Source organism: Cupriavidus gilardii (assembly GCF_017598945.1).
GTDB classification, from domain to species: Bacteria; Pseudomonadota; Gammaproteobacteria; order Burkholderiales; family Burkholderiaceae; genus Cupriavidus; species Cupriavidus gilardii_E.
Map to the genome: position 1 here is coordinate 24,340 of NZ_JAGFTW010000061.1, position 11,984 is coordinate 36,323.

Annotated in this window: 8 protein-coding genes; 4 read left to right on the forward strand and 4 right to left on the reverse strand. The window is 65.6% G+C overall.

Annotated elements, in window-relative coordinates:
* Positions 1-120 precede the first annotated feature (120 nt).
* From J5T34_RS23315 to J5T34_RS23330, 4 genes are all read right to left on the reverse strand, one after another.
* Positions 121-1,656 (reverse strand): SpoVR family protein, encoded by a 1,536-nt coding sequence (locus J5T34_RS23315; RefSeq protein WP_208583276.1) that lies wholly within the window; start codon positions 1,654-1,656, stop codon positions 121-123.
* A 123-nt stretch (positions 1,657-1,779) separates the two neighbouring features.
* On the reverse strand, positions 1,780-3,060 hold the full coding sequence (locus J5T34_RS23320; RefSeq protein WP_174108707.1) for a YeaH/YhbH family protein: 1,281 nt from the start codon (positions 3,058-3,060) through the stop codon (positions 1,780-1,782).
* Positions 3,061-3,098: 38 nt separating this feature from the next.
* Positions 3,099-5,021 (reverse strand): PrkA family serine protein kinase, encoded by a 1,923-nt coding sequence (locus tag J5T34_RS23325; protein ID WP_006576790.1) that lies wholly within the window; start codon positions 5,019-5,021, stop codon positions 3,099-3,101.
* A 1,114-nt stretch (positions 5,022-6,135) separates the two neighbouring features.
* The gene (locus tag J5T34_RS23330) at positions 6,136-7,074 is read right to left on the reverse strand and encodes an SDR family NAD(P)-dependent oxidoreductase (RefSeq protein ID WP_208583353.1); all 939 of its coding nucleotides are present in this window, start codon (positions 7,072-7,074) and stop codon (positions 6,136-6,138) included.
* A 148-nt stretch (positions 7,075-7,222) separates the two neighbouring features.
* Here J5T34_RS23330 and J5T34_RS23335 point away from each other — a divergent pair, with 148 nt between their 5' ends.
* The 4 genes from J5T34_RS23335 to J5T34_RS23350 all read left to right on the forward strand — a co-directional run bounded on the left by J5T34_RS23335 (position 7,223) and on the right by J5T34_RS23350 (position 11,905).
* Entirely contained in the window at positions 7,223-8,125 is a 903-nt protein-coding gene (locus J5T34_RS23335) for a LysR family transcriptional regulator (RefSeq protein WP_174108705.1), read from the forward strand.
* A 151-nt stretch (positions 8,126-8,276) separates the two neighbouring features.
* Positions 8,277-9,446: an acyl-CoA dehydrogenase family protein gene (locus J5T34_RS23340; RefSeq protein WP_208583277.1), complete on the forward strand. Its 1,170-nt coding sequence runs from the start codon at positions 8,277-8,279 to the stop codon at positions 9,444-9,446.
* A gap of 111 nt (positions 9,447-9,557) precedes the next feature.
* Complete coding sequence (locus tag J5T34_RS23345) at positions 9,558-10,937, forward strand: MmgE/PrpD family protein (protein ID WP_208583278.1); 1,380 nt, start codon at positions 9,558-9,560, stop codon at positions 10,935-10,937.
* An 83-nt stretch (positions 10,938-11,020) separates the two neighbouring features.
* Entirely contained in the window at positions 11,021-11,905 is an 885-nt protein-coding gene (locus J5T34_RS23350; RefSeq protein WP_208583279.1) for an FAS1-like dehydratase domain-containing protein, read from the forward strand.
* The last annotated feature ends 79 nt before the right edge of the window (positions 11,906-11,984 follow it).

Consider the following 11,984-nt stretch of genomic DNA (forward strand, 5'->3'; position numbering starts at 1 on the left):
GCGCCCGCGTCGGGCGCGGGCTCCAGACAAGACGAGCGGGGATTTCAGCGCTGAAATCCCCGCTCTGGCCCTCTTGCCTCACTTAGACCGTCCGGCCGCTATCGCGCCGTTGCCGTCGGCTCACGCCGCCTTGCGGTGGTGGTGCTTGCGCTCCGGCCGGCATTCGTACTTGATCTCGTGCCGGCCGTCCTCGTAGACCACCTCGAGCCGCACGGTGAAACCCCATAGCCGCGTGACATGGCGGATCACCTCTTCGAAGTTCTGCGCCAGCGGCCGGCGGTCGCTCTGCAGATGGCGCAGCGTCAGCGAGCGGTCGCCGCCGACATCGACGTTGGTCACCTGGATATTCGGCTCGATATTGGACAGATCGTACTGGCTGGCCAGCAATTGCCGGATGCGGCGATAGCCCTCGTCGTCGTGGATCGCGGTCACGCGCAGCTTGCTTTCGCGGTCGTCGTCGAGCACCGAGAACAGCTTGAGCTCGCGAATCACGCGCGGCGACAGGAACTGCAGCAGGAAGCTCTCGTCCTTGAAGTTGCGCATGGCGAAGTCCAGCGTCTTGCGCCAGTCGGTGCCGGCGATCTCCGGCGCCCACCGATAATCCTCCTCGTCCGGGCGCTCGCACATGCGGCGCAGGTCCTGGAACATCAGGAAGCCAAGCGTGTAAGGATTGAGCCCGCTGTAGTAAGGGCTATGGTAGGGCGGCTGGTAGATGACGTTGGTATGCGCCTGCAGCAGCTCCATCATGAAGGCGTCGTTGACCAGCCCCTGCTCGTACAGCTCGTGCAGGATGGTGTAGTGCCAGAACGTGGCCCAGCCCTCGTTCATCACCTTGGTCTGCCGCTGCGGGTAGAAGTACTGCGCGATCTTGCGCACGATGCGGACGATCTCGCGCTGCCACGGCTGCAGCTTGGGCGCGTTCTTCTCGATGAAGTACAGCAGGTTTTCCTGCGGCTCCGGCGGGAAGGTGGCCTCGGTCTCGGGCGGTTCGTCCTCGGTCACCAGCGCGTGCGAGCGGTGCTTCGGCAAGGTGCGCCACAGATCGTTGACCTGCATCTGCAGATAGTTTTCGCGCTCGGCCTGGCGCGCCTGTTCCTCGGTGATGGACAGCTTCTTGGGCCGCTTGTAGCGGTCCACGCCGTAGTTCTGCAGCGCATGGCAGGAGTCGAGCAGCAGTTCGACTTCCTGCTCGCCATAGCGCTGCTCGCATTCGGCGATGTAGTTCTTGGCGAACAGCAGATAGTCGACGATGGCGTCCGCGTTGGTCCAGGTGCGGAACAGGTAGTTGCCCTTGAAGAAGGCGTTGTGGCCGTAGCAGGCGTGCGCGATCGTCAGCGCCTGCATCGGCATCGTGTTCTCCTCCATCAGATAGGCGATGCAGGGATTGGAGTTGATCACGATCTCGTAGGCCAGGCCCATATGGCCGCGCTGGTAGCTGCGCTCGGACGCCAGGAAGTGCTTGCCGTAGGACCAGTGGCTGTAGCCGACCGGCAGACCGGCGGACGCATAGGCGTCGAGCATCTGCTCGGCGGTGATGATCTCGATCTGGTTGGGATAGGTATCGAGGCCGAAGTCCGCCGCGATGCGTGCGATCTCCCGGTCGTACCGCTGGATCAGCTCGAAGGTCCACTCCGAACCGGTAGAGAGGTATGCCATTTCCCACCCCCATGTCGGCGGATCGCCATCGCGTCTCCGCCGGTTAGCCAAGGCCTGTCTTTCGATGCGGCATCCTTGCGCGGTCTCACCGCAGCAACGTCCGCGCATCGGCGCGGCGACGCGTCAGCGCCCCGCGCTCGGCCAGGCCGCCTTCTTCTGAAACAGGTCGTGCAGCACCGGATAAATCTCGTCCGCGCCGATGATCCGCTGCATCGCGAAGTTCTCGTGCGCACTCTTGACCGTCATGTACTCTTCCCACAGATTCTGCGGCTCTTCCGACGCGACCTCGACATAGGCGTAGTACTGCACCAGCGGCAGGATCGAATCGCGCAGCAGCCGGCCGCACAGTTCCGAGTCGCCGGCCCAGTTGTCGCCGTCCGATGCCTGCGCGCAGTAGATGTTCCACTGGCTGGCCGGGTAGCGATTGTGGATCACGTCGACCATCAGCTTCAGCGCGCTGGAGACCACCGTGCCGCCCGATTCGCGCGAGTGGAAGAAATCTTCCTCGTCGACTTCCTTGGCGACCGTATGGTGGCGAATGAACACGACGTCGATGCGTTCGTAGTTCCGCTTCAGGAACAGGTACAGCAGCATGAAGAAACGCTTGGCCAGGTCCTTGCGGCTTTCGTCCATCGAACCGGACACGTCCATCAGGCAGAACATCACCGCCTGCGCCTGAGGGCGCTTCTTCAGCACGCGGTTGTTGTAGCGCAGGTCCAGCTTCTCGATGAAGGGCACGCGGTCGATGCAGGCGCGAAGATGGCGCATCTCCTTCATCATTTCCTGCGCGCGCGCCGTGTAGGGGCCTTCCTGTTCCAGGACCTCGCTGTACTCCTGCTCCAGCGCATGCAGGCGCCGCTGATACGGCCCGGACAACGCGATGCGCCGGCCGAGCGAACTGCGCATGGTGCGCAGCACCGACAGGTTCGAGGGCGTGCCGTCGATCGAGAAGCCCGCGCGCACCTTGCGGACCTCGGCGATCTTGGCCAGATGGCGCTTGGCCATGTCGGGCAGCGCCATGTCTTCGAAGAAGAAATTGAGGAAATCCTCGCGCGAGAGCGTGAAGACGAAATCGTCCTCGCCCTCGCCCGAGTCGCTCGCCCGGGAGCCGGTTCCGCCCGCCCCCTGCTGCTGGCGGTCGAAACTGTCTCCGCGGACGAACTTCTTGTTGCCGGGGTGGATCCACTCGCGCTTGCCACCCTGGCCATGGTGGAATATCGGCTCGGAGATGTCCTTGACCGGAATGGACACCTGCCCGCTCTGTTCGATGTCCATGATCTTCCGGCCGGACACCGCCTTCGCTACGGCTTGCCGAATCTGCTCGCGGTAACGCTTGATGAAACGTTGCTTGTTGACCGCGCTCTTGTTGCCGCCATTCTCCCGCCGATCGATGACCGTGGCCATATTGGTTGCCCTCGTTCAGAGGCCCCGTGCAGGCGCCGTTACGATGATTTTCGAACGCGCAAGTACCACTCCACCAGCAGCCGGACCTGCTTGGGCGTATAGCCCTTCTCGACCATGCGGTTGACGAAGTTCTCGTGTTTCTCCTGATCCTCGCGCGAGGACTTGGCGTTGAAGGAAATGACCGGCAACAGGTCCTCGGTCGTCGAGAACATCCGCTTTTCGATCACCATGCGCAGCTTCTCGTAGCTGGTCCAGTTCGGGTTCTTGCCGCCGTTGTTGGCCCGTGCCCGCAGCACGAAGTTGACGATCTCGTTGCGGAAATCCTTCGGGTTCGAGATACCCGCGGGCTTTTCCACTTTCTCCAGTTCGTCGTTCAGCGCGTTGCGGTCGAGGATCTCGCCGGTATTGGGATCGCGGTACTCCTGGTCCTGGATCCACAGGTCGGCGAACACCACGTAGCGGTCGAAGATGTTCTGACCATATTCGGAATACGACTCCAGATAAGCGGTCTGGATCTCCTTGCCGATGAACTCGACGAAGGGTGTCGTCAGGTATTCCTTGATGTACGACAGCAGCTTCGCTTCCTGTTCCGGCGGGAACTGTTCGCGCTCGATCTGCTGCTCGAGCACGTACAGCAGGTGCACCGGATTGGCCGCGACCTCGGTGTTGTCGAAGTTGAAGACCTTGGACAGCACCTTGAACGCGAAGCGCGTCGACAGCCCGCTCATGCCCTCGTCGATGCCGGCGTAGTCGCGGTACTCCTGGTACGACTTCGCCTTCGGGTCGACGTCCTTCAGGCTTTCGCCGTCGTAGACCCGCATCTTGGAGAAGATGTTCGAGTTCTCCGGTTCCTTGATCCGCGTCAGCACCGCGAACTGCGCCATCATCTTCAGCGTGTTCGGCGCGCACGGCGCGGCCGACAGCGAGCTGCTGCGCAGCAGCTTGTCGTAGATCTTGACCTCGTCCGACACGCGCAGGCAGTACGGCACCTTGACGATGTAGATCCGGTCGAGGAAGGCCTCGTTGTTCTTGTCCGCCTTGAACGATTGCCATTCCGCCTCGTTCGAGTGGGCGAGGATCACGCCGTCGAACGGAATCGCGCCGAAGCCTTCGGTCCCCTTGTAGTTGCCTTCCTGTGTCGCGGTCAGCAACGGGTGCAGGACCTTGATCGGAGCCTTGAACATCTCGACGAACTCGAGCAGGCCGCGGTTGGCCAGGCACAGCCCGCCGGAGTACGAGTACGCGTCCGGGTCGTCCTGCGGATAGTCCTCGAGCTTGCGGATATCGACCTTGCCGACCAGCGAGGAGATGTCCTGGTTGTTCTCGTCGCCCGGCTCGGTCTTCGCGATCGCGATCTGCGACAGCACCGAGGGCCGCAGCTTGACCACGCGGAAGCGCGTGATGTCGCCGTTGAACTCGTGCAGGCGCTTGACCGCCCATGGCGAGGCGATGGTGTTCAGATAGCGGACCGGGATGCCGTAGTCCTCCTCCAGAATCTTGCCGTCTTCCTCGGGCGAGAACAGTCCGAGCGGCGATTCATGGATGGGCGAGCCCTTCAGTGCGTAGATGGGGATCTGCTCCATCAACGACTTGAGCTTCTCGGCGAGCGAGGACTTGCCGCCGCCGGGAGGCCCGAGCAGGTAGAGGATCTGCTTGCGTTCCTCGAGACCCTGCGCGGCATGCTTGAAGAACGAGACGATCTGTTCGATCGTGTCCTCCATGCCGTAGAACTCGCGGAAGGCCGGATAGATCTTGATGACCTTGTTGAAGAACAGGCGCGACAGTCGCGGGTCGTGGTGCGTGTCTACCAGCTCTGGCTGCCCGATCGCGGCGAGCATGCGCTCGGCCGCGGTCGCATAGGCAGTAGGGTCTTTCTTACAGATCTCCAGATACTCCTGGATGCTGTATTCCTCTTCCTTGCGAGCTTCGAAGCGCGTGGCGTAGTGGCCGAAAATGTCCATACCTCACTCCCGTCAGAGTCTCGTCCGAGGCGAACGCAGTCCGTCTGCAGGTAGGTACCCTGCCTCATTCCACGTATCAGCCTTTGAATACCGCCACCCCGGCTTGGCGGAAGACTGACCATGTTGCGAAGTCTTTACTTCATCATAGTCAAATAACGCCCAGGGGGAAGAGCTTGTTGACGCGCATTGCGCACTCGCAACGGCGCTGTCGTGCTCGAGAAAACTGCGTCCTGGCTGCGTGCGACTGAGCGGCACGCTGACCGGTTCGCACTGGGCGGTGCGACCATGTTCTGGGACACACCTTACACCTTTCCCTTTGGTGCTGCACTGCCCCGTTTGTAACGATTGCTTCCGACGAGCATCGACGACATACCGGGACTGCAAAACCTTGGAACGGGTGGGGTCGTACGTTGGCACATCCTGCATCGTTGCCGCTGCGAAGGCCTCGCGTGCCACGTCGCACGACATGCTGCTGTCGTGTTCGCGATGCGCAAAACGCGGATCGAAGCGGGGATCGAAACGGGATGAAAACGGAGCGCCGCGACATCGCGCATCGCGCTGCAGAAAAGCAGGGTTAACCCATCGGCCCGGGCGTGGGCCTGCTGTCGGCCCGGGTGTGGCGAAGCATCGTTCGCCAGTTGTCTCCATGCACCGTCGAGGCAATCGCGTCTCCCCTTTGGAATCGTGGTGCGCACCGTGCGGGTGCGTGCCCATTGGAATGCCGAAACCGCTACAGGTTCCAGTTCGCATTCGACGGCGTCGATCGCATCGCTGTCTCCCCGTCGCGGTTGCCCGCGCGGCGGCATGCTGCGGCCACCGTTGTCGGTACACCAGCAAATTGCGGGCCACATTGGACCGGTGGATCGATACGAGCGGGAGTTGGCAGCAGCGACTCGCGACGATGAGGGGAAACCGCGATGCGCGTCGACATGCGCGTCGGCGAAAATCGATCGGCGGACGGCACGAAGGTGGAGCGCAGGAAGGGGAAGGAAGGAAAGCGAGGCTGCGGAACGTGTCCCACCGAACGATGGCGAGCACGCGCTGCGCGAGCGGAGCGCCGGGCGTCAGCACCCGGCGCGACGTGCTGCCAGCTTGCTGCCGGCAGCAGCGAGTGTCAGATCGGGTCCCAGTTGATGACGTCGGGCGAGCGCTCGAGCGGATAGAAGCTGTTGCGCATCGCCGGGATCGCGATCTCGGCGATCGTCTCCGGCGTCCATCCTTCGCTGGCATGTACCGATCGCACCGGCCGCGGCTGGCTCATCAGCATGATCTCGTTGGCGCGCACCGCGAAGATCTGCGCGTTGACCTCGCGCGCCGCATCGCTGGCGAGGAACACCGCCATCGGCGCGACCTTGCCGGCCTCCATCTTCTGCAGCTTGGCCACGCGCGCCTGCTCCTCGGGCGTCTCGGACGGGATCGAGCTGGTCATCCGGCTCCAGGCGAACGGCGCGATGCAGTTCGACCGAACGTTGAAACGCGCCATGTCCAGTGCGATCGATTTGGACAACGCCGCGATGCCGAGCTTGGCGGCGGCGTAGTTGGCCTGGCCGAAATTGCCGATCAGACCGGAGGTGGAGGTCATATGGACATAGGCCCCGCTCTGCTGGTCCTTGAAGTAGGGCGCGGCGGCGCGGCTGACGAAGAAGGTGCCATGCAGATGCACGTCGATCACCGCGCGCCATTCCTCCTCGTTCATCTTGAAGAACATGCGGTCGCGCAGATTGCCCGCGTTGTTGATCACGGCGTCGATGCGGCCGAACCGATCGAGCGCGCACTGGACGATCGCGTTGGCGCCCTGCCAGCTCGACACGCTGTCGGTGTTGGCCACCGCCTCGCCGCCGGCCGCCTGAATCTCGTCGACCACGCGTTGCGCGGGTCCCGGATCGCCGCCCTCGCCGCTCAGCGACACGCCGATATCGTTGACCACCACGCGCGCGCCCGCGGCGCCCAGCGCCAGTGCGATGCCGCGGCCGATGCCGCCTCCCGCGCCGGTCACCACTGCCACCTTGCCAGCCATCGTGCCTGCCGCGGATCCTTCCACCTTCGCCGTCATCATCGGTCTCCTGTCCCACCGTCGAGGTTCTATTGAAGCGGCATATACGATAAATTGCCGGCAGCGAAAGGGGAATTCGCCAATCCCAAAAGACGCCTTCCGCCTGCCGAAACCCTCCGTTCTATCCCGCCAAACCCATCACGACGCGATGCATTACGACCTGACCGACCTGCGCCTGTTCCTGAACGTAGGGGAAACCCATAACCTGACGCGGGCGGCCGAACGCAGCTTCCTGTCGCTGCCGGCGGCCAGCACCCGCATCAAGCAGCTGGAGGAAGCGTTCCAGACGCAGCTGCTGATCCGGCAGGTCAAGGGGGTGCGGCTCACGCCCGCCGGCGACGCGCTGCTGCGGCACGCGCGCGAGGTCTTTCGCGAGCTCGAATGCCTGCATGCCGATTTGCGCCCCTACGCCAAGGGCGTCAAGGGCAAGGTCCGGCTGCTGGCCAACACCACCGCCACCAACTCCTTTCTCGCCAGCGCGCTGTCGCGCTTCCTGTCGGAGAACCCCGACGTCGACATCGAGCTGGAGGAACACCTGTCGCAGGAGATCGTCTCGGCCATCGGCGCCGGCGCGGCGGACCTGGGCATCGTCGCCGGCGAGGTCGCCACCGAGGACCTCGACGTGATGCAGCTGTGCAGCGACGAACTGATCGTGATCGCGCCGGTCAACCACCCGCTGCCGCAGTTCAAGCGGCTGCATTTCGCCGATCTGCTCGATACCTGCCGCTTCGTCGGCCTGAACCAGTTCAGCGCGATCCAGTCCTTTCTCGACCGCATCGCCAGCGGCATGGGCAAGCGCATCAGCCTGCGCATCCAGGTCGGCAGCTTCGACGCGGTCTGCCGCATGGTCGAGGCCGGCGCGGGCATCGCGATCGTGCCCAACAGCTGCGCGCGCCGCTACGCCAGCCGCAAGGTGCTGCGCTTCATCACGCTGGAGGACGACTGGGCCAAGCGCGAGCTGCGCCTGGTGCGCCGGCCCGGCCGCGAGCTGCCGCAATTCGCCGAGACCCTGGTGCACTACCTGATCGACGCGGCGCGCGAGCCGGTCTGAGCCGCCGTCCGGGGCCACCGCGACGGCCCGGGGCCAGGTAACGGAGGTAAGGCGCGCCCTAAGCCGCTCTTTGGCAAATGCGAATGTCGGTGCGCGGCGGGCTCGGGAATAATGGCCCCATTCCCGTGATTCCCCTGCGAAGGGCCCGACGATGACCATCGATCCAGCGCGCGATGCGCATTACCCCGAAATCCGCGAGGCCGTGCGCGACCTGTGCGCCGGCTTCGATTCCGCCTACTGGCAGCGCGTCGAGGAGCAGAACGCCTTTCCCGAGCAGTTCGTCCAGGCGCTGACGCAGGCCGGCTGGCTGTCAGCGCTGATCCCCGAGAGCTACGGCGGCTCGGGCCTGCCGCTGACGGCCGCCTCCGTGATCATGGAGGAGATCAACCGCAGCGGCGGCAATTCCGGCGCCTGCCACGGCCAGATGTACGTGATGGGCTGCCTGCTGCGGCACGGCTCCGAGGCGCAAAAACAGCGCTGGCTCCCAGGGATCGCCGCCGGCGAGCTGCGCATGCAGTCGATGGCGGTGACCGAGCCGACCACCGGCACCGACACCACCAAGCTGAAGACCACCGCGGTGCGCCAGGGCGACCGCTACGTCGTCAATGGCCAGAAGGTCTGGATCTCGCGCGTGCAGCATTCGGACCTGATGCTGCTGCTGGCGCGCACCACGCCGCTGGACCAGGTCAAGCGCAAGTCAGAGGGCCTGTCGGTGTTCGTGGTCGACCTGCGCGAGGCGATCGGCAACGGCCTGACGGTCCAGCCGATCCGCAACATGGTCAATCACGAGACCAACGAGCTGTTCTTCGACAACCTGGAAATCCCGGCCGAGAACCTGATCGGCGAGGAGGGCAAGGGTTTGAAGTACATCCTCGACGGGCTGAACGCCGAGCGGATCCTGATCGCCGCCGAATGTATCGGCGACGGCTACTGGTTCGTCGAGCGCGCCAGCGGCTACGCGCGCGAGCGCGTCGTGTTCGACCGGCCGATCGGCCAGAACCAGGGCATCCAGTTCCCGATCGCCCGCTCCTACGTCAATGTCGAGGCCGCCAGCCTGATGCGCTACAAGGCCGCCGAGCTGTTCGACGCCGGCCAGCCCTGCGGCAAGGAGGCCAACATGGCCAAGCTGCTGGCCGCCGACGCGTCGTGGGAAGCGGCCAACGTCTGCCTGCAGACCCACGGCGGCTTCGGCTTCGCCGCCGAATACGACATCGAGCGCAAGTTCCGCGAGACGCGCCTGTACCAGGTGGCCCCGATCTCGACCAATCTGATCCTGTCGTATGTGGCCGAGCACGTGCTGGGACTGCCGCGGTCGTTCTAGGCCAGCGCCCTCATCGCCGCTGTCACCGCCGCTGTTACCGCCGCTGTTACCGCCGCCGTTGCCGCCGCCGTTGCGACTGCCTTCCGCGCCAACCCGATCCACGCCAAGCCAATGCCAAGCTCCTCAAGCGCCTATCCCACCCGCGAACTCTGCGAGTTCCTTGCCCGCTTCACGCTGTCCGACGTGCCGCCGCCAGTGGTCGAGCGCACCAAGGACCTGTTCCTCGACTGGATCGCCTCGGCGGTCGCCGGCAAGGACGCCCCGGCGATTCGCCGCCTGCAGGAATTCGCCGTGGCGATGGGCCCGCAGCAGGGCCCGGCCGAGGTGCTGGTCGATCGCCGCCGTACCTCGCCGTGGTTCGCCGCGCTGGTCAATGCCGCCGCCTCGCATGTGGTCGAGCAGGACGACGTGCACAACGGCTCGGTGCTGCATCCGGCCGCGGTGGTGTTTCCCGCCGTGCTGGCCGCGGCCCAGGCCGAGGGCAACAGCGGCGCGCAGCTGCTGACCGCGGCGATCGCCGGCTACGAGGCGGGCATCCGCATCGGCGAATTCATGGGCCGCTCCCACTATCGGGTGTTCCATACCACCGGCACGGTCGGCACGCTGGCGGCCGCGGCCGCGGTGGCCAAGCTGTACGGGCTCGATGCCGAGGGCATCAACCAGGCGCTGGGCTCGGCGGGCACCCAGGCCGCCGGGCTGTGGGAATTCCTGCGCGACGCCGCCGATTCGAAGCAACTGCATACCGCCAAGGCCGCCGCGGACGGGCTGATGTCGGCCCATCTGGCGCGGGCGGGCTTCACCGGCGCACGGCGCATTCTCGAAGGCGCGCAGGGCATGGCGGCCGGCATGTCGAGCGACGCCGATCCGGCGCGGCTGACCGACGGCCTGGGCACGCGCTGGGCCACCGCCGAGACCTCGTTCAAGTTCTTCGCCTCGTGCCGGCACACCCATCCGGCCGCCGATGCGCTGAAGGCGCTGATGCAGCGCGAGGGCCTGGCCGCCGGGCAGATCGCCAGCGTGACCGCGCACGTGCACCAGGGCGCGATCGACGTACTCGGCCCCGTGGTCGATCCGGTCACGATCCATCAGGCGAAGTTCTCGATGGGCACGGTGCTCGGGCTGGTCGCCTGGCATGGCCACGCCGGCCTGGGCGAGTTCGAGCAGCACGCGCTGCGCGACCCGCGCGTGGCGGCCTTCCGCAGCAAGGTCGCGATGGCGCTGGACGCGGAGATCAACGCCGCCTATCCGCGCCAGTGGATCGGCCGCGTGACCGTGACGACCGCCGATGGCCGGTCGCTGGAGGCACGCGTCGACGTGCCCAAGGGCGATCCGGACAACACGCTGAGCCGGCCGGAGCTCGAGGCCAAGGCGCTGCAGCTGGCCGCCTTCCGCCAGGGCGCCAGCGAGACGGAGATGCGCGCGATCATCGCGCGGGTCTGGGCGCTGGACCACATGGACAGCGTGGCGGACTGGTTGCCGGGCGCCGCCTGAGCTCCTACGCTCGCATGGACGGTGTTGCCGACTGCCAGCCTCGCCGTTCCCCACAACACAAGAGACAAAAGGACTTCCCAACCGTGGCCCAACAACCTACTGCCAATCCGGCCGACACCAGCCTCGAAGCGCTGCGCCAGTGGATCGGCCGCAGCGAAAGCCGCACCGAAACGCTGGCGCCTGAGCCCGTGCTCGGGCTCGCCGCCACGCTGGATCTGGACGGCGAAGCGATCGCGCGCGGACCGCTGCCGCCGCTGTGGCACTGGCTCTATTTCCTGCCGCGCGCGCCGCAGCGCAAGCTTGGCCGCGACGGCCACGCGGTGCTGGGCGGCTTCCTGCCGCCGGTACCGCTGCCGCGCCGGATGTGGGCCGGCAGCGAGCTCGAGTTTCAGCGTCCGCTGCGGGTCGGCGACACCGTGACGCGCACCTCGACCATCGAGGACGTGCAGCAGAAAACCGGTCGCAGCGGCGAGCTGTGGTTCGTCTCGGTCCGCCATGTGCTGACCGTCGGCGGCGAGACGGCGCTGAGCGAGCGCCACGACATCGTCTATCGCGACATGCCGCAGCCCGGCCAGGCCCAGCCGGCGCGCCCGCGCCTGCCGCACGAGCCGCAATGGCAGCGCCAGCTGCATGCCGATCCGGTGATGCTGTTCCGCTTCTCGGCGCTGACCTTCAACGGCCACCGCATCCATTACGACCACGACTACGTGCGCGACGTCGAAGGCTATCCCGGCCTGGTCGTCCACGGTCCGCTGCAGGCGGTGCTGATGGTGGACCTGCTGGCACGCGAGCTGCCGCGCGCGAACGTCAGGCGCTTTGGCTTCCGCGGCATGGCGCCGCTGTTCGACCACGACCTCGTCACGGTCGGCGGCCGCCGCGACGCGCAGCAGCCCGGACGCGTGCTGCTGTGGACGGGCGACGATGCTGGCGGGCAGGCGATGGAAGGCTGGGCGGTGGTCGAGGAGTAAAAGCGTAAAAGCGCAATAGCGCAAAAGCGTCGTAGAGCAAGACACCGCCCGGAGGCCGCCGGCACAAGCCGGCGGCCGA

What these genes read in the sequence shown, in the direction of transcription:
- J5T34_RS23315 (WP_208583276.1), bottom strand. Translation starts at nt 1,656, where the DNA reads ATGGCATACCTCTCTACCGGTTCGGAGTGGACCTTCGAGCTGATCCAG.
- J5T34_RS23320 (WP_174108707.1), bottom strand. Translation starts at nt 3,060, where the DNA reads ATGGCCACGGTCATCGATCGGCGGGAGAATGGCGGCAACAAGAGCGCG.
- J5T34_RS23325 (WP_006576790.1), bottom strand. Translation starts at nt 5,021, where the DNA reads ATGGACATTTTCGGCCACTACGCCACGCGCTTCGAAGCTCGCAAGGAA.
- J5T34_RS23330 (WP_208583353.1), bottom strand. Translation starts at nt 7,074, where the DNA reads ATGACGGCGAAGGTGGAAGGATCCGCGGCAGGCACGATGGCTGGCAAG.
- J5T34_RS23335 (WP_174108705.1), top strand. Translation starts at nt 7,223, where the DNA reads ATGCATTACGACCTGACCGACCTGCGCCTGTTCCTGAACGTAGGGGAA.
- J5T34_RS23340 (WP_208583277.1), top strand. Translation starts at nt 8,277, where the DNA reads ATGACCATCGATCCAGCGCGCGATGCGCATTACCCCGAAATCCGCGAG.
- J5T34_RS23345 (WP_208583278.1), top strand. Translation starts at nt 9,558, where the DNA reads ATGCCAAGCTCCTCAAGCGCCTATCCCACCCGCGAACTCTGCGAGTTC.